18 protein-coding genes are annotated in these 17,442 nt (G+C 69.5%); 8 read left to right on the top strand and 10 right to left on the bottom strand.

Annotated elements, in window-relative coordinates:
- Positions 1-117: 117 nt before the first annotated feature.
- From E6N53_RS07050 to E6N53_RS07035, 4 genes are all read left to right on the top strand, one after another.
- Complete coding sequence (locus E6N53_RS07050; protein ID WP_136600936.1) at positions 118-1,158, top strand: S49 family peptidase; 1,041 nt, start codon at positions 118-120, stop codon at positions 1,156-1,158.
- Complete coding sequence (locus E6N53_RS07045; RefSeq protein ID WP_142858018.1) at positions 1,155-2,306, top strand: DUF4350 domain-containing protein; 1,152 nt, start codon at positions 1,155-1,157, stop codon at positions 2,304-2,306. Before E6N53_RS07050 ends, E6N53_RS07045 begins: the two co-directional genes overlap by 4 nt.
- A 74-nt stretch (positions 2,307-2,380) precedes the next feature.
- Complete coding sequence (locus E6N53_RS07040; protein WP_136589531.1) at positions 2,381-3,454, top strand: anthranilate phosphoribosyltransferase; 1,074 nt, start codon at positions 2,381-2,383, stop codon at positions 3,452-3,454.
- Between the two features lie 25 nt (positions 3,455-3,479).
- Positions 3,480-4,412 (top strand): DUF5995 family protein, encoded by a 933-nt coding sequence (locus E6N53_RS07035; protein ID WP_142858016.1) that lies wholly within the window; start codon positions 3,480-3,482, stop codon positions 4,410-4,412.
- A gap of 2 nt (positions 4,413-4,414) precedes the next feature.
- Here the strand turns inward: E6N53_RS07035 and E6N53_RS07030 are convergent, their stop codons facing one another.
- On the bottom strand, positions 4,415-4,834 hold the full coding sequence (locus E6N53_RS07030) for an EamA family transporter (RefSeq protein WP_142858014.1): 420 nt from the start codon (positions 4,832-4,834) through the stop codon (positions 4,415-4,417).
- Complete coding sequence (locus E6N53_RS07025) at positions 4,834-5,865, bottom strand: succinylglutamate desuccinylase/aspartoacylase family protein (protein WP_142858011.1); 1,032 nt, start codon at positions 5,863-5,865, stop codon at positions 4,834-4,836. Before E6N53_RS07025 ends, E6N53_RS07030 begins: the two co-directional genes overlap by 1 nt.
- 110 nt (positions 5,866-5,975) lie before the next feature.
- Between E6N53_RS07025 and E6N53_RS07020 the strand changes: the two genes are divergently transcribed.
- Together E6N53_RS07020 and E6N53_RS07015 are read left to right on the top strand one after the other, a co-directional pair.
- Positions 5,976-6,953, top strand: coding sequence for a quinone oxidoreductase family protein (locus tag E6N53_RS07020; protein WP_142858009.1), 978 nt, complete (start codon positions 5,976-5,978; stop codon positions 6,951-6,953).
- 66 nt (positions 6,954-7,019) lie between these two features.
- On the top strand, positions 7,020-8,042 hold the full coding sequence (locus E6N53_RS07015; RefSeq protein WP_142858006.1) for an NOG1 family protein: 1,023 nt from the start codon (positions 7,020-7,022) through the stop codon (positions 8,040-8,042).
- Positions 8,043-8,114: 72 nt separating this feature from the next.
- Here the strand turns inward: E6N53_RS07015 and E6N53_RS07010 are convergent, their stop codons facing one another.
- From E6N53_RS07010 to E6N53_RS06995, 4 genes are all read right to left on the bottom strand, one after another.
- Positions 8,115-8,840 (bottom strand): SIMPL domain-containing protein, encoded by a 726-nt coding sequence (locus E6N53_RS07010; protein ID WP_142858003.1) that lies wholly within the window; start codon positions 8,838-8,840, stop codon positions 8,115-8,117.
- A gap of 136 nt (positions 8,841-8,976) precedes the next feature.
- On the bottom strand, positions 8,977-10,311 hold the full coding sequence (locus E6N53_RS07005) for a TIGR00341 family protein (RefSeq protein ID WP_136589538.1): 1,335 nt from the start codon (positions 10,309-10,311) through the stop codon (positions 8,977-8,979).
- A 354-nt stretch (positions 10,312-10,665) separates the two neighbouring features.
- On the bottom strand, positions 10,666-11,382 hold the full coding sequence (locus tag E6N53_RS07000; protein WP_142858001.1) for a 5-formyltetrahydrofolate cyclo-ligase: 717 nt from the start codon (positions 11,380-11,382) through the stop codon (positions 10,666-10,668).
- Between the two features lie 36 nt (positions 11,383-11,418).
- Entirely contained in the window at positions 11,419-12,321 is a 903-nt protein-coding gene (locus E6N53_RS06995; protein ID WP_142857997.1) for a universal stress protein, read from the bottom strand.
- A gap of 97 nt (positions 12,322-12,418) precedes the next feature.
- Between E6N53_RS06995 and E6N53_RS06990 the strand changes: the two genes are divergently transcribed.
- A complete protein-coding gene (locus tag E6N53_RS06990) occupies positions 12,419-12,865 on the top strand; it encodes a Rieske (2Fe-2S) protein (RefSeq protein WP_142857995.1) in 447 nt (148 codons plus the stop codon).
- Here E6N53_RS06990 and E6N53_RS06985 read toward each other — a convergent pair.
- The gene (locus E6N53_RS06985; protein WP_142857992.1) at positions 12,848-13,627 is read right to left on the bottom strand and encodes a hypothetical protein; all 780 of its coding nucleotides are present in this window, start codon (positions 13,625-13,627) and stop codon (positions 12,848-12,850) included. The genes E6N53_RS06990 and E6N53_RS06985 overlap by 18 nt on opposite strands.
- Before the next feature lie 124 nt (positions 13,628-13,751).
- Here E6N53_RS06985 and engB point away from each other — a divergent pair, with 124 nt between their 5' ends.
- Positions 13,752-14,372 carry a GTP-binding protein EngB gene (engB, locus tag E6N53_RS06980; RefSeq protein WP_142857990.1) on the top strand — a complete coding sequence of 207 codons (621 nt, stop codon included), beginning with the start codon at positions 13,752-13,754 and terminating at the stop codon, positions 14,370-14,372.
- A gap of 99 nt (positions 14,373-14,471) precedes the next feature.
- Here engB and ddh read toward each other — a convergent pair whose 3' ends face one another.
- Genes ddh through E6N53_RS06965 form a run of 3 tightly spaced genes read right to left on the bottom strand, consistent with a single transcriptional unit; the run spans position 14,472 to position 17,229 of the window.
- Positions 14,472-15,395 carry a D-2-hydroxyacid dehydrogenase gene (gene ddh, locus E6N53_RS06975; RefSeq protein ID WP_142857987.1) on the bottom strand — a complete coding sequence of 308 codons (924 nt, stop codon included), beginning with the start codon at positions 15,393-15,395 and terminating at the stop codon, positions 14,472-14,474.
- 47 nt (positions 15,396-15,442) lie between these two features.
- Positions 15,443-16,288 carry a bacteriorhodopsin gene (locus E6N53_RS06970; protein ID WP_136589545.1) on the bottom strand — a complete coding sequence of 282 codons (846 nt, stop codon included), beginning with the start codon at positions 16,286-16,288 and terminating at the stop codon, positions 15,443-15,445.
- A 59-nt stretch (positions 16,289-16,347) separates the two neighbouring features.
- The gene (locus tag E6N53_RS06965; protein WP_142857985.1) at positions 16,348-17,229 is read right to left on the bottom strand and encodes a DUF3179 domain-containing (seleno)protein; all 882 of its coding nucleotides are present in this window, start codon (positions 17,227-17,229) and stop codon (positions 16,348-16,350) included.
- Positions 17,230-17,442 lie beyond the last annotated feature (213 nt).

Below are 17,442 nucleotides of genomic sequence, written 5' to 3'. Positions count from 1 at the left end.
AGCCGTGTCGAATCACGGTCCGCCATCCCCGTCACGTCACCCGAAATGAGCGTGCGTGTCGGATGCTTCACAACCCATTGACTTTAGTACCGTGGAACACAGTCACACACGAGATTGATGCTCGACTCGATATGGTCCGCCCTCCGTCGGGTGGCGACATCTTACGTACTGTTCGTCGTGATCGGCGTGGTGATCGGACTCACGGTCGCCCCGCTGGCGTACGGCGCGGCGACGGGGTCCGACGGAACCGTCGCAATCGTCCCGATCGACGGTGGTATCGACGGGAACACCGCGAGTGCCTACACGAACATGATGCAGCAAGCGCGACAGAACCCGGATATCGATGCCGTCGTCGTCGTCTCCAACAGTGGCGGCGGGTCCGCCTCCGCCTCGGAAACGATGTACCTCCAGACGAAACGGACGGCCCAGCAGCTACCCGTCGTCGCCAGCGTCGACGGCTCTGCGGCGTCGGGTGCGTACTACGCCATCGCGCCGTCCCGCACCATCTACGCCAAACCCGCCTCCATCGTCGGCAGCGTCGGCGTCCTCGGCACCCTCCCGCAGGAACTCGAACCGAACGACATCGTCGGGACCACCGGCCCGAACAAGCTCTCTGGCGGTGACAGCCGTGAGTTCTTCTCCGTGCTGGAGTCGCTCAGACGCGCGTTCGTCAGCGCGGTCTACGAGAGCCGCGGCGACCGCATCCAGCTGACCCCCGCCGAACTGTCTCAGGCACAGGTCTACTCCGGGTCACAGGCGGTCCAGAACGGCCTCGCCGACGAGATCGGTGACCGACAGGCCGCCATCGAGCGGGCGGCCGACGAGGCGAACCTCGAGTCGTACGAGGTGCGCACCCTCCGACCGGACGGCCAGACGTTCCGTTTCGTCTCGCGGAACAACTACCTCGCCTCTGACGCCCCGAACAAGGAGATGGTCGACTTCGAGTACTTCTCCGGCGCGCCCGGAACGGGGCCGACGTTCCTCATGATGCCTGGGTCGTACGTGAGTTCGTCGTGGGAGCTCGGCACGACGGGAGACGTCGACGCAAACGCGAGCGCGAGCGCGACCGAATCGGTCGACGCCGCCGAAGTCGACCGACTCCGTGCGGCCAGCGCGACGCCACCGGTCCGGGCCGTGACTGCTGGAGGGAGTCGATGACCTCGGAGAGTCTGGGTTCCGCGCTGGCGAAACGGCTGGCCGTCGCGGCGCTCGTCGTCGTCCTCATCGTCGCGGCGGCGTTCGCCATTCCGGCGGCGACGAACACACCGACCGACCGCGAACCGCTCGACACGCCGGAGTACGACCCGGCGGAGGTAGCGACCACGCCCGTCCCCGCCGAGGGTGAGATCGAGGCCGACGGGAGCCTCGGCAACCGGAACGGCGTCGTCGTCATCGACGACGCCCACTCGAACCGGTTCGACCGGGCGGACCTCGAACCGCTCGTCCGCGAACTGACGTCTCTCGGGTACGGCGTCCGGTTCCACGACGGTGACCAGACGCTCGACCAAGTGCTCTCGAACTCCAACGCGTACCTCGTCATCGACCCGGGTGAGGAGTACGAGTCGAACGAGGTGGCGTCCGTCCGGTCCTACACGCGCGAAGGTGGCCACCTCCTCCTCGTCGGCGAGCCGAATCGAAAGCGGGTCTCGGCGAGCCTCTTCGGGACCTCGGTGTCGAACCAGGAGAGCGCGCTCACCAGCCTCGCGGGGCGCTACGACATGAGCCTCGGAACGTCGTACCTCTACAACCTCGAGACGAACGGCGGGAACTACAAACACCTCGTGGCGCGGCCGACGCCCGAGTCGGGGCTAGACCTCGACAGCATCACGATGTACACCGCCGCACCGGTCCACTCGCGCGGCGGGACGGTCCTCCTGCGCGCGGCCGAGAACACCCACGAGGCCGGCATCGACGGCACGGACCGACACGCGGTAGCGATTCACAAGGAGCGGGACAACGTGATTCTGCTCGGCGACAGCTCGTTCCTCAGAGCCGACCGGTTCAACGTCGGTGACAACGAGCAGTTCGTCGCCTACCTCGTCGAGTACCTCATCAGCGGCGACCACGACGGCTCGGCCGCCGTGGAGCCTGACGCCGAGACGGAGACCGACGAAGACGGCGACACCGGCACCGACAACGAGACGGTGGCGCTCAACAACACGACGACGCCCGAGCCGGTGACGCCGGCGGCGGCAGTGCACGCCCCCGTCACGGACCGAGACGCGACACGGTCTGCCGAGTTGGCGTCGTCGACAGCAGCCGCCCGTACCGGCGAGCGGGCCAGCGCCGTCGGCGTAGCGGACTGACCGACGAAGACGGCGCTTCGACCGAGGACGACGGAGACGAACTCCTTTTGCCGCCCGCGCACGAACGCGCGCACATGGCACAAGCTCCGGAACACGAGCGCGAGTTCGGCGCGTGGCCCCTCAAGCGTCTGATGACCGAGGTCGTCGGTTCGGGCGTCAAGTCGGCCGAGGACATGAGCCGCGAGCAGGCGACCGAGGCGATGCGGCGCATCCTCGCGGGCGAACCGGACCCCACCACGTTAGGCGCGTTCTGGCTGGCGAACCGCTGGAAACACAACAACGCGGAGGAGCTCGCGGCGTACACGGACGTCATGTGCGAGCACGTCGAGTACGCCGCACCCGACGCCGACCCGGTCGACTGCGGTGCCAACTACGACGGCAAGGGCAAGACCGCGATTCTGGGCGTCGCCGCCGGCATCGTCGCCGCTGCGGCCGGCACCCCCGTCGTGGTTCACTCCGGCGACCGCGTCCCCACGCAGAAGCAGGACGCGTACAAGCACGTCCTCGACGCGCTGGACGTCCGCACGGAGCTGTCGCCGGAGGAGTCGGCCGAGATGGTCGACGAGACTGGGTTCGGCTTCTACTACCAGCCGGCGTTCAACCCCGTCATCCACGACCTGTTCGACCGCCGCGACCAGATGGGCGTTCGCACCTTCGTCAACACCATCGAGACCCTCGCGAACCCCGCCGAGGCCGACGTCCACCTCGGCTCGTTCTACCACCTGGCCTTCGCGAAGAAGGTCGTCGAGACGTTCGAGCAGTCCGAACACCACGACGTCTCCCGGGTCATCATGTTCCAGGGGATGGAAGGGTACGACGACATCCGGCCCGGCTACACCAAGGTGGCCGAGTGGCGCGACGGCGACTTCACCGACTACGAAATCGAGACCGCAGAGTACGGCATGGACTTCGAGTACGACGACCTCGGCGTCGCAAGCGACGTCGCCGGCGAGTCCGCGACGATTACCCGAGAGGTCATCTCGGGCGAGCGTGACGGCGACTTCGCCGACGCGGTCGCGCTGAACGCCGCGTTCCGCATCTACGCCCGCGACGACGTCGACTCGCTCGACGCCGGTCTCGAGCGTGCCCGGGACGTAATCGAGAGCGGCGACGCGGCCGCCGTGCTCGACGCGCTGCAGGCGTTCTGAGCGCCGTGGGACCGAGGAGACGGTGATGAACACGACGACAGGCATCGAGGACGAGTCCGGGCCGAGCCTCGGGTCCGAACTCCGTGCCGTCGTCGACCGCTATCGCGGGTGGCTGACCGTCGACATCGCCGAGCCACCGGCTCACCCGGACCCCGACCTGTCGGCGCTCCTCGCATCGCCGTTTTCGAGCGTCGACGACGTCCACGACCGACTCTCGGCCGCGGAGACGCATCTCCGCGGGGAGGGCGACAGACGGGCGGTCTTCCTCACGGTGTACGCCGCGATGACCGCGCGCGTCCGCGCCGGGCTGACGAGCGGCGTCTTCGACGACCCCGAGTGGGTGCGGCAGTATCTCGTCGCGTTCGCCGAGTACTACCGCCGGGCGCTCGTCGCCTTCGAGCGGGGCGAACGGGTCGCCCCCGCGTGGCGGGTCGCGTTCGGTGCCTCACGGGGCGGAGAGACGCTCGTCATCCAGGACGCGCTGTTAGGTATCAACGCCCACATCGTCAACGACCTCACGTTCGCGCTCGACGACGTCGGTGTCGGGACGGGGCGAGAGCGCGACCGGCGGCACGCCGACCACCTCGCGGTCAACACGGTGTTGAAACAGCTCGCGGACGTGGTCCAGACGACGCTCGCCGAGGTGTACGCGGCGGCGGGGCTCACGGAGGTAGACGAACTCTTCGGACGGTTCGACGAGCGGGCGACGCTCGTCGGACTCCGCACCGCCCGCGCGTTCGCGTGGGAGAACGCCGTCTCCCTCGCCGACTGGCCGCGACTCGCCCCGCTGGTCCGCTGGCGCGTCCGTACCGTCTCGGCCGGCGCGGCGTACGCCCTGTTGGCACCGGGCCTCGACTCGACCGTGCTAGAGCAACTCGTCGCCGTCGAGCGCGGCGAACCCGTGCTCGCCGCGCTCTCGGGGGCGCTCCACCGTGACGACGCCGAACAGCCCGTCTAGGCTCACTGTGAGAGCAGAACGACGGCACCGATGGCGAGGGCGACGCCGAGCGCCTTCGTCGCGCTGAACGGTTCGCCGAGGAGAAACACTCCGAGGAGGACGGCGACGACGAAGTACAACGCCGTGACCGTCGAGACGACGCTCACGGAGCCCGACTGGAGGCCGGTGTAGTACGCGACGGAGCCGAGGCCGGTGGCGACGCCGCCGGCCACCGCGTAAGAGAGACCGGGGGTGTCGGCGAACGCCCCGAGCGGGGACTCCTCGCCGGTCCAGAGGAGGAACCCGAGGCCGATGGCGCTGCCGACGAGGTACGAGACGACGAGCACCGCCTCGGGGGCGAGCGTGCGTGTGGCGAGCTTCGTGAAGAGCGCCCACGCGCCCCAGGCACCGGCCGCGAGGAGGGCGAAGACGACGGCCCGCATCAGCGGTTCGCTCCCTCGCCGCCCTCGTGGACAGCGCTGCGGTCGTCGGATTCGTCGGCCTCGCCGGCTCGGTCGTCGAGCGGGAGTGCGACGCCAGCGAGCGTCGACCCGGCCGTCACCGTCGCCTCGCGCGTCACCGAGTAGAGCAGGCCGTCGTGGCTTGCTTCCACGGACTGCAGCGTCTCGTACGTCGTCGGGTGGGTGACGCGGCCGAGCGGTGTCCCCGCTTCGACCCACTGGCCGACGCGCGCGGCCCGTGTCGGGCGGAACAGCCCCGAAGCCGTCGACCGCACGCGACCGAGGTGGTTGCGGGCGACCCGCTGGTCGGCCGGCGTCTCCGGGTCACCGGAGCGCAACCCGAGGTGCCGGAGGACGTTGAAGACGCCTCGAACGCCCGTCTCGATGGCGGGTTCGACCAGTTCGCGGTTGTGAGCGAGTTCGGGCGTGATTGCGGGGATGCCTGCCTCGGAGGCGGCGACGCGGAACTTTCCGTCGAAGTCACGCTCGGCCCACTCGTCTTCGGCGTCCTCGTCGGCCGCCTCCGCGAGACAGACCGCCGTGCCGAACGCGAGCGCGAGCGCCCTCGAGGGGGCGTCGCCGCGGCGGTACACCGTGTGGGTAAGCGTGTCACGGCTGCCGGTGTGGAGGTCGACGATGGCGTCGGCACCTTCGACCAGTTCCCACAGTCGCGCGGCCATCCGCTCGTGGATGGTCCCCGTCGGGTCGCCCGGCCACACCCGGTTCATGTTCGCGTTCTGGGCGTCGAGCGTCGGCGGAGTGGTGTACGAGACGTGGTCGAACGTCAGCGGGTCGGCGACGGGGACCGCGAGCAGGGTTCCGTCGAGCGAACCCTCGGAAGCGAGCAGTTCCTCGTGGACGCGGCGGAGCACCGCCGCACCGTTCACCTCGCGGCCGTGCTGGGCGGCCTGAACGTAGACGACTGGCTCGCCGGACCCGTAGGTGTGCAGCGTCGTCTCGACCGTCATCCCGGAGGGGAGGCGAGCGAGCGTGACGCGCTCGGCAGTGTGCATACCGACGGGAGGCTCCCCGGTGTCTTGTGGTTTCGGGCGGGGCGGCGGACGGCGCGGCCTCGCGCCGCGACGCACGGAAGGCTTTTCGCGCCGTCCGGCGTGCGGACGCCATGCGTGCCATCAGATACCACGAGTTCGGCGGGCCGGAGGTCCTCTCGCTCGATTCCGTCCCGACGCTCGATCCGGCCGCCGACGAGGTCCGGGTGCAGGTCGTCGCCGCCGGCGTCAACCCCTGTGACGCCCTGCGTCGCGAGGGCCTGTGGGGTGACCGGCTCCCACTGATTCCCGGGTCCGACCTGGCGGGCGTCGTCACCGCCGTCGGGAGCGAGTCGAGCTACGAGGTCGGCGACCGCGTCTTCGGGACGGTCCCGATGCTGAACGTCAGCGGCAGTCGCGGCGACCGCCAGGGGACCTACGCCGAGGAGGTCGTCGTCCGCACCGACCGACTCGCCTCGCTCGACGACGACATCTCGTTCGCACAGGGCGCTGCCGTCGGCCTCGTCGGCTGCACCGCCTGGCGTGGCCTGGTCGAGTTCGGCGGCCTCCAGCCGGGCGGGACGTGCCTGATTCACGGCGGGACCGGCGGGGTTGGACACGTCGCCGTCCAGCTGGCGGCAGCGATGGGTGCGACGGTCGTCGCCACCGCTCATCCGGACCGCCTCGACGACCTCGTCGCGTTCGGGGCCGACCACGCCCTCGATTACGCCGACGCGGACGCGCTCGTCGCCGCCGTCGACGCGCTGGCCCACCCGCCCGAAGTAGTGTTCGACCACATGTTCGGGGCGCACGCCGGTGTCGACATCGAGGTGGTGGCCCCCGGCGGGAGCGTCGTCGTCATCGGCGGGAACCACGACCAGCCGCGGATTCCGGACCTCACCGCCGCCATCGGGAAGGACGTCACTATCCAGCCGTTCGACGTGTTCAACCTCGCGCACATCGACCGCGTGCTCCACCACCTTTCGACGCTGCTGGCGTCGGGAGCGCTGACGGTCGAGGTGGCGCGACGGTACGCGCTCGACGAGGCCGCGGCCGCACACCGGGCAGTCGTGGACGAGCGCTTCGTCGGGAAGCTGGTCATCGAGCCCTGAGCGTGGCCTCGTCCCGGCAGGCGCGAACGGACGGGCTTTTCAGCGCGCGCGGTCAAGAGTCGTGAAATGATATTCGAGAGCCTCCCGACGACCCCGCGCGCGGAGGAACTCCTCGACAAGGCGTTCTCGCGCGCGGCCCGTTCCGGGCGGTCGAAATCCGGGCTCGAGGCCCAGGAGTCGATGCTCGTCACGGCGTCGAACATCGTCTCCGACAACCTCGAGAACGTGGTGACGGCCTGGCCCGACTTCGACACCGTCGACCCGTTCTACCGGGAACTCGCCGACGCCGTCCTCCGGCAGTCGACCTTCTCCCGAGAGACGCCAGACGGCGACACCGCAGGTATCGACGCGCTCCGCGGCAGCCTCTCCGAGGTGACGTGGGCCTCCCGACAGATTCGCGAAATCCGCTCGGAGTACCAGACCAAGCTCAGAAACGCGGACCTCGAGACGGGTCGAAAGCACCGAAAACAGGCGTTCGCCCGCATCGCGGACATCCTCGACGAGATCGAAGACGACCTCCTGCGGGTCGGCGCGGCCCGTGACGCGCTGAGGGACCTCCCCGACGTCCGGCCCGACGAACCGGCCATCGTGGTCGCCGGCTACCCCAACGTCGGCAAGTCGTCGTTCGTCAACCGCGTCACCCGGGCGTCGAACGAGATCGCCTCCTACCCGTTCACGACCAAAGGAGTCCAGTTGGGCCACTTCGAGCGCGACCGCATCCGCTATCAGATAATCGATACGCCCGGCCTCCTGGACCGTCCCGAGGACGAGCGAAACGACATCGAACAGCAGGCCATCTCCGCGCTCGAGTACCTCGCCGACGCCGTCCTCTTCGTGGTCGACCCCAGCGGTGACTGCGGCTACCCGCTCGACTCACAGCTCGAACTCCGCGACGCGGTCCGGGACCGCTTCGCCACGCGCGGCGTCCCCGTGTTGACTATCTGTAACAAGACCGACCGCTCCCGCGACGTCGACGCCGACGCGTACATGAGCGTCACCGAGGACGACGGTGTCGAGGAAGTGCTCGACCTCGCGGTCGGTGCCGTCGACTACGACCCCGACATCCCCCCGTCTCGACTCGACGGCTGAGTCGAATCGAACAGCGAACGGCGAGGGGACGAGGGAAGGAACACCGAGACGGCGAGAGAGGAGAGGCCCCGGTCAGGCCGCGCGGTAGGTCACCTGCACGGTCACCGAGACACGGACCGGGCCGGGCTCGAAGCTCGTCCGGGCACCGTCAGCCGCGGACTCGGCGACGTCGAACCGTTCGACGGGAGTGAACCCGCCCGCAGTCGACATCGTCTCGACACCCGTGACGGAGAGGCCGACCGTCTCAGCCATCGCGTCGGCGTCGGTCCGCGCGGCGGCCACGGCGCGCTCGATGGCCTGCGCGCGGAGCGCGGCTCGAGTCTCGTCGGTCAGGGTGAAGCTCACGCCCTGGACCTCACTCGCTCCGTTGCCGACGGCGACGTCGACGACCTCACCGGCGCGGGCGGGTTCGGTCTCGATACGGAACGCGTGGACGGCGCGGAAGCCGCGCTCGGTGCGCTCGCCGTCGGTGTAGTCGTACTCGGGGAACACCGCGAACGACGCCGTCGTGACCGCGTCGTCGGGGACCCCGGCCTCGCGGAGAGCGGTCCGCATCCGCTCGACGTCGGTCGCGACCTGACCGCGGGCCGCATCGGCCGAGTCGGCCGTCGCGACGACGGCGACGGAGACGACGGCGAGGTCGGCCTCGGCGTCGACGGAGCCGGTGCCGGTCGTGGAGAGGGTCGTCCCCTCCGCGTCCGTCGCCGCTGCGGGACTCGACGTGGTCTGGAGCGGGCCCAGACAGCCCGCGAGCAGGACGAGGAGGGCGATACTGGCGAGGAGTGCCTGTCTTCGCATACCGAGACAGACGCGCGCTCAGCTATTGAATACGACTTTGACATAAGTGCACCTTTCACCTATCGAGCCGCCCGCACTCGGCGTGTATCGCCCACTGCCTGCCGACCACCGACCGCCGTGGCGTGGTCCTGTGAGCTCAGCTACCCCGTGACTCGTCGAGCGGGACGTACCGGACGTCGACTCTGACGTTCCCGTTCGTTTCGACGGGGAGCGCGGGAAGCGGTGGCGGGCGTGCCGTGTCACGGACCCGTCGCTGGAGGCTGTCGGCCAGCGGCGGCGGCGTCGCGTCGAGTGGGTGTCCGACCGTGACGACCACCCGCGTCGGCCGCCGGATGGGGAAGTCCTCGTACTCGACGTCCATCGAGAGCAGTTCGAGTGTCGTGTCACTCTCGGCCAGTTCGGCCGCCACCGCCGCACGGGCGTCCTCCTCGAACGTCGCCGTCCGGTACGTCGAGTAGGTGACGCCGACGAGGAACGACGAGAGTACGAGCAGTCCCACGGCGAGGACGGCGATGCGTTTGACGGTCGCCGACCGCGCCTCGTCCAGTTTGAACCACCGGTCGGGGCGGTATCCCTGCTTCCAGAGCACCGCGAGCGCGACGAGGTTGATGGCGACGAAGTTCACCAGGACGAGGACGGCAGAGCCGACGACGGCCGCCGGTCGCCCCCAGGCGAGACCGATGCCGACGACGGCAGTGGGCGGGACGAGGGCGGCGGCGATCATGACGCCGACGAGCGCCGACGAGACGCCGGTCGAGAGCGACAGTGCCCCGGCCACGCCGGCTCCGAGCGCGACGGCGAGCGAGAGCACGTCCGGCGAGAGCCGCTCGCGCACCTCGCCGATGGCGAACACCTCGCTCGCGTTCAACGGGACGATGCCGGTCCACCGCAACGCGAAGGCGAACAGCGCCGCCCCGGCGACGGCGAGGACGCCGCCGAGCACCTGAAGCCGGAGGCCGCGGTCGAACAAGTCCTCGTCGTCGACGACGGTCCCGACGCTCGTCGCCATCGCGGGGCCGATGAGCGGGGCGATGACCATCGACCCGACCACGACGGCGGGGGAGTCGACGAGCAACCCCGCGGTGGCGACGACGGTGCTGATGACGGTCATGACGACGAACGTCACGAGCGAGGGGGCCATGTCCCGCGCCCGGGCGGTGAGTTCGTCCCGCGAGATGCGGTCGCCGTTCTCCTGGGTCTCCGCGTACTCGGCCTGGAGCTTCTCGAACCGCTGTGAGATGACCGTCTCGGCGTCGACCACGACGGTGAACGAGTCCCGTTCGAGCCCTGCCTCCCGCAAGTCGTCGAGGACGGGTTCGACGGCCGCCGTCGGGAGGGGGAACGAGACGATAGCAGTGTACTCTCGCCCGCTGGTCTCGTCGGTGACGACGTAGTCGACGCCGTCGTCGTCGAGCGTCGAGAGCACCGTGTCGCGCTTGCCGGCGGGGACCGTGACCTGAACGAGTCGCACGCTTGCCCTCTCGCGCGTCCGAGGCTTATATCCTCACCCGCATCGGGGGGGCGTGGCAGGACGCCAGTCGGTCGTGCACGACGACAGCCTGTCGCCCCCGAGGGTCGTCCGCGGAGGGGACGGACGTGTGTTGTCACCTTGTTCACGCCGTGTCGTGTCGAGTACCGCGCGCGCCGCTCGAACGGGGGCTCTCACCGCTCGACCGAACAGGCCACCCGGAGTCCGAGAAGACACGCTGGTCGGGCGGCAGGGAACGGTGAGCCGCCGCGTCGGCGTTTGTCATCGTCCGTGCACCCCAGAGTGTGACGATGCCGAGCAGGAACGGACAGAATCGGGGTCCCGAATCCGGCAGACTCAATCGTCAGCTGCCAGCCGCGCCAACAGCGGAATCTCCTCGAGCCGCTCGGCCGCGAGGTCCCAGTCGATACCGGTCGGTTTTCCACTCGCGCCCGTTTCGACCACCCGTTCGGGGGTGACGACGAGGTCCATCGTCACGTCGTGTGCCTCGGGGGTGGGGGTGTCCGCCTCGTCGACCACCTGCCGCCCGTGGACCGTCGTGACCACCGGCGTCGACGCGTCGACACGTCCGAGTTCGAAGAGGACCGCCCACTCGAGGTCGGAGTACCCCTCGCCCTTCCCGATTCGGACACCGGATTCGGTGACGGCGACGCTCCCGCTCACCACGAGGTCCACGTCGGGGAGCGCGTCGGGGCCGACTCGCGTCGCGTAGTCGTCGACGTGCGAGAGTGTCGCCGCGGCGTCGCGGTCTTCGGGGGCGATTTCGTCGGGGTCGAGTTCGAGAAAGGGCCGTTCGTCTTTCAATCGCGGAACGGCCATGTACACCCGCTTGCCCGCGTGGAGAGCCGCCCGCCGGACCGGGAGCTGTGGCGCGTCCGGGTTCGCCTTGAGTACCTCGGCCGCCTGCCACGCGTCGGTCTCGGTCAGGCGCTCGGCCGCCTCGGGGGCGCCCGCGAAGTTGGGGATTCGGCCGTGCGGTGGGAAGGGGAAACGGGCCGTTCCGCTCGCGTCTAGCTCGTCCCAGACGCGTTCGCGGAGCTCCTGTTTGTCCATACGTACCGTACGGCGGTGCGGTACTAGTGCCCTCCGTCACTCGTCCCGGACGGGAGCCGGGACGGTCAACACCGGGACCGTCGCGTTCCGCACCACCCGCTCGGCGACGCTCCCGAGGAGGTAGTGCGCGAGGCCGGTTCGCCCGTGGCTCGCGAGGACGACGAGGTCCGCACCCGACGTCTCGGCGTGCGCGCAGATGGTGCGCGACGGGATTCCGTCGACGACGCTCGTCTCCACGTCGACGCCGTGCTCCCGCGCCCGTCCGGCCAGGTGTTCCGTCGCGTTCTGGGCGGTCGCCTCCAGTCCGCCGACCACCTCCTCGAGCGCCGTCTCGACGGTGTAGACGCTCGTCTTCGACCGCTCGTCCACGACGGCGAGCCCCTCCACGAGCGCGTCGAACCGCGCTGCGATGTCGAACGCGTGCGACAGGGCGGCGAACGACGCTTCGCTCCCGTCCGTCGGTACCAGCAGGCGTTCGATAGGTTCCCACGAGGGGAGCCGGTCCGCGGCGCGGACCGTCAGGACCGGCACGTCGGCGTGTCTGACCACCCGTTCCGCGACGCTGCCGATGAGAAACCGCTCGACGCCAGTCCGCCCGTGCGTCCCCATGACGACGAGGTCGATGGCCGCTTCGTCGACGTACGCGAGGATGGCCTCGGAGGGGACGCCGACAGTCACTCGCGTCGTGACGCGGTCGCCCCCCGCTCGCTCGCGCGAGACGAGCGCCGCGACGGCGTCGACCGCCTCGTTCGCCTGCTGTTCGGCGGCCGTCTTGCCGGCGTCGGCCCCCTCGCGCTCGACGCCGTCGTAGTCACGCTCGTCGACGACACTCAGGACGTGTACCGTGGAGTCGTACGCCGCCGCCAGCACGGTCGCGTACTGGGCCGCCCGTTCGGCCGACTCGCTCCCGTCCGTCGGAATCAGGACCTCGTCGTACATTGTTATCTGGATGACAGTACGTCGGTCCGTGAGATAACCGTTGGGTCGGGTCCACACGCCAGCGTTACGACGTCGGCGTTCGATACGACGCTATGCCATGACACGAACGCGCCTCACACCTGTCGAGGCGGTCCCCGAGAACGGGTCGTTCCTGTTCACCGTCAGCGAGCGCGACGGTACCGAAGAGGAGGTCATCCTGGTCCGGTGTACGCCCGACACACCCCCTGGCGGCGTCGAGGAGCCCACGGTCCGCGCGTGGCGCAACGCCTGCCAGCACGAGACCGACCAGCGCCTCGACCGGGGGTTCGGTGCCGCGGTCAGGGACGGAGAGGTCGTCTGTCCGAAACACGGGTCGATGTTCGACAGCTGCACGGGCTACTGTGACAACGGCAAAGCGGCGGAGTCGTACCTCTCAGCGGTCGAGGTCGAGGTGGACGACGGTGCGGTCTACCTCACGAACCCGGAAGTCGAGTACAGCCACGACGGCGGTCTCGACGATGACGGTGACGACGGGCCGAGTTCGACCTCACACCTGTCCTTTTGAGTCGTCGACGGTCGTGACCTCGCGCACGACGCGAGGGGAACAGCGGCCCGGGGCGAGGCGCTCGACGTCGGCGGCCAGCGCGTCGGCACCCTCACGTAGCTCGACGGCGACGAACGCCGGCGCGGGCCGCCGGCCCAGCCGAACGACTCCCGACTCGAGCGTCCCGAACCAGCCGTGGTACGAGAAGCGCTCGCCGGGGTCGTCGATCCGACAGGCCACGTAGACGGCCCCGCCGTTCAGTGGGCGCCACGGCTGGAGGTACGCCGTCACGGGACGAGTCCACGACGTCAGGGAGAACGCACGCGTCTCGCCCCACTCGGTCGCGTCGCCCGGCTTCGGGTGGAGCGTCGGGGTGTCGAGCGGCGTCGCCGCTGCTCGCGGCACCGACGGTCGGAGGTCGGGCGTGGCGTCGACGAGGTACTCGGTCGCCGGGCCGGTCTCCACGACGGGTCGCCACCGCCGGCCGGCGGGCGTTCCCTCGCCGAGGAGCAGTCGTTGTCGGCCCGAATCGAAGACGCCGAAGTGGCCGCTGCACCCCGACAGTTCCCAGGCGACGTAGGTCGCCGCCGCACCCCGAGGGGTCCACGGCTGGAGGGCGAGCGTCGGCGGCGTGTCGCCGGCCCGCCGGTGGTCGCACTCTTTGGTACTCAGCCGACAGACGACTGTCGGGCCGACCGCGTCGGCGTCGGCCGGGGCGGGTGCCTCGAGTTCGCCGACCCCCTCCGCGGCGTCGGCGAGTGAGCCACCGTCGGGGCACTCCATACCCGACGTTCACCGGGGGGCCTGAAAAGCCCACGCCTCCCGTCTCACGGACGGGCGAGACGCCGTCGCGGTGGCGAGCCGGCGGACTCGTGGGGGTTATCCCGCTCTCCCGTCTATCGTAGGTATGTTCGAGAACCGACCCGACCGCGACGAGGTCGTCCTCGTGGGACGGTCGAACGTGGGGAAGTCGACGCTGATGCGAGAACTCACGGGGCACAAGGTGAAGACGGGCAAGAAACCCGGCGTCACCCGCAAGCCCAACCACTTCGACTGGGCCGCCGAGAAGTTCATGTTCACCGACTTGCCCGGCTTCGGCTTCATGTCCGGCGTGAGTGAAGCGCGGAGAGAGCAGATCAAGACGGACGTCGTCCAGTATCTCGAGGCGAACGCCGACCGCATCCTCGTCGGGGTCGTCGTCGTCGACGGCAAGGCGGTCATCGACATCATCGACCGCCACACCGAGGCCGGAGAGATTCCGCACGACGTCGAGATGTTCCACTTCCTCGAAGAGCTCGGGATTCCGACCGTGGTGGCCGTCAACAAGATGGACAAGGTCGACGACCGCGACGAACGGTTGAACGAGCTCTGTGACCGCCTCGGCCTCTACCCGCCGTGGCAGCAGTGGCGCGAGACCGTCACGCCGATCAGCGCAAAGCGCGGCAGCGTCGAGCCGTTCCTCGAGGCGCTCCGCACCCACTTTCACGACCAGAAGCGCGACGACCTCCTGAAGTTCGTCACCTCCTGAGACGGCCGGCTGTCGGTCGCTGAGGGGTCTCGAAACCCCGGGTTTCGAATGTCTCGAAGGGGAGACCGCCGACAGGATGAGCGTTCCGGGCTGCCGCGGTCAGACGACCCGGTTGGTCAGGTCCTCGCCCGCCCGCAGCCGTCGCACGTTCGTCCGGACGAGCGTCGCGACGTCCTCGTGGTACCGGCGGTGCATCGCGCTCGTGTGCGGCGTCACGACCACCCGGTCGTCGTCCCACAGCGGCGACGCCGGTGGAAGGGGCTCCGTCTCGAAGACGTCGAGTGCAGCGCCCGCAATCGCCTCCGCGTCGAGGGCCGCGACCAGCGCGTCCTCGTCGACGACGGCACCGCGCGCGACGTTGACGAGGAAGCTCTGCTCGTCCATCGCGTCGAACGTCGCCGTCGAGACGAGCCCCTCGGTCTCCGCGGTCAGCGGGAGCGCGAGCACGACGAACCGTGCGCCGTCGACGGCTCGGGTCAGTTCGTCGGGGGTGTAGACGTGCCGGGCGTGGTCGTGCGGTTCGCCGGACCGACGGACGCCGACGACGTCCATCCCGAGCGCCGCGGCTCGTCTGGCGATGCCGGTCCCGAGCGTGCCGAGGCCGACGACACAGACCCGCTCGCCGTCGAGCGTGAACAGCGTGCCGTAGGGTTCGCGCTCCCACTCGCTCGCTCGCTGGCGGTCGCGGAAGGTGTGAAGACCCCGCGCGAGCGTGAGCAGATAGCCGAGGACCGTCTCTCCGACCGCCGTCCCGTGGATACCCGTGCTGTTCGTGAGGACGACGCCCGCGTCGGCGTACTCGTCGATGGCGAACTCGTCGTACCCCGCCCGGATGCAGTGGACCCAGGCGGCGTTCAGGAACGATGGATGCGGTCCGAAGGCGACGACGGCGTCGCCGGGGCCGAGGTCGGGGTCGGCGGGGGATTCGACGGGGACGGGCAGGTCAGAGAGCGCCGCCACGAGGACGCTCGGTTCGAAGATGACGTCGACGGAGTCGTGGACGACGACGCGCTCGAGTTCCATGGTCGAGCCTCACGCCCGGCGTACAAGTCGGTGGGGGTTCGGACGCGTCAGTCGTCGGCGGCCGTGGCGGACCCTACCCCCGTCGAAGCGCCGGACGAGACAGCGTCGACGACGCGCTCGTTCGCCGCGACCCACCGCAGGAGGAGGAACGCGAAGAGGTACTTCGCGCCGATGTCGAGAAGCGAGTAGCCCCACGAGGTGGTCGCGACGTCGAGGAGGGCGAAGCCCTCGCTGCCGAGCGCCCACAGGATGGGGTAGCCGAGCCACAACACGACCGTCAGCAGCTTCAGCGTCCCGAATATCTCGCTCGTTCCGGCGGCGGCAGCGTCACGCGCCCACTCGACCAGGAGGACGTACAGCACGGCGAGGAAGAAGGCACAGCTGATGCCGTAGAACACCCACCGCAGCAGGTACGACGAGGTGATGAGCGCCGCGGCGAGCCCCGTCACACACATGCCGATGTCCATCGTGATGGCCGTGAACAGCTTCGACCGGTCGGTGCCGGCCAGGAGGCCGAGCGCGAGGAGGATCATCGGTGTCGAGAAGGTCCACGTGAGATAGCGACCCCACGGGGAGAGTACCTCCTGCCCGGCGAGGGCGTGCCCCGCGGGCATCGTCAGCAGACCGACGGTCAGTCCCGACGCGAGGCCGGCGTAACTCGAGATGGACACGAGCGGGACGAGCAGCGTCGCCACCCAGATGAGGCGTGCCCGCGTCGACTCGACCCGGCGGCCCATCCAGACGAACAGGAGGATGGAGAGTCCCGCGAGGGCGATGTTGACCCACAGGGACGCGCTGAGCGAGACGTTCTCCTGTATCATCCGGAGCACCTCCGTCTGTGTCGCCTGAAGCGGGGCGGTCTGTACTGTCATCAGTTGACTGGCAAGTGTCATCAAAGGCCGCTTAGGACCCCGAGCAAATAACCTACCCGGCCGTCTGACGGGGTGGAAATTCACAGAGCGGTCGAATGCGGGGGTGGCAGGAGGACGTCCGTCCTCGGGTGCTCGGTGCGCCACGTTCCCCAACTCGCCACGGTCGAGGCCGCGACACGCAGGCGGTCACCCTCGCGCTCGCCACAGATGGCGCGGGCGAGGAACTGGCTCCAGTAGCTCCGCGTCCGTTCGTCGTACAGCACCAGGTTCCCCGAGTTGCGCGCCTCGACCTCACCGTCGGTCGCGCTCGCCCCGAAGACGCGGCCGTCGACCTTCGCCGTCTCGGCACGAATCTGCGGGGGTTGCCAGAGCTGCCCAGAGACGCCGAAGGTCGTCTCCACCCCGTCGACGCGTCGCTCGGCGACCATCCCCGACTGACAGATGGGGCAGAACGTCACCAAGAGCGGCCCGTCGAAGGTGTCGTTGACGATTTCATGCCACCAGACGACCGAGAGGGGGTACGCCCGTGCTCGCGTCCCGTCTGCGCTCGTCACGCCGATGACGTAGCTGTCGTCGGTGAGGCCGTCGCCGACCTCGAACCCCATCCGGTACTTCCGGTCGACCTCGACCCCGGACCAGTCGGCCGCGTGAGCGGGGGCGACGATCGCCCGGATACCGGTGTCTTCGACGACCTCCGCCTCGCAGATGGTCGTCGGCAGCCCCCACTCGCCGAGCTGGTCGCGCTCGGTCACGGGCACGGGGGTCCCCTCCGTGGCGAACGTGCCACGGTCGGGGTCGAGGGACGGAGTCGAGGTGAGCGTGGGGGTCGGCTCCCCGTTCGACGAGCGCGGCGGACGGGTCGAACAGCCGGCGAGTCCACCAGCCGCGCCGGCAGCGAGTGCTGCCAGGAGCCGTCGTCGGGTTGGCGACGCCGAGGGGATGGTCGGAGACGAGCGTCTCATACGCGAGTGTGGACGTGACGCGAGGTAACCGGCGCGCGGCTGTGCGAGAAGTTCACACGCAGCTTCGCGGTGGCTCAGAACGGTGGCTCGGGAGAGGTCCTCGTCACAAGGGGCTCGGAGGGGGTAACTGTCGTCACTGCCACCGTCACCCCGTTTCGTCGCCGGCGTCAAAACTCACTCGTTTCCAGCGACTGCGACGACGTTCAGTCGTCC

It is taken from the genome of Salinigranum halophilum, assembly GCF_007004735.1.
Taxonomy (GTDB): Archaea; Halobacteriota; Halobacteria; order Halobacteriales; family Haloferacaceae; genus Salinigranum; species Salinigranum halophilum.
The sequence above is the reverse complement of the archived record's forward strand: the minus strand, read 5'-3'. Positions and strand labels throughout refer to the sequence as shown.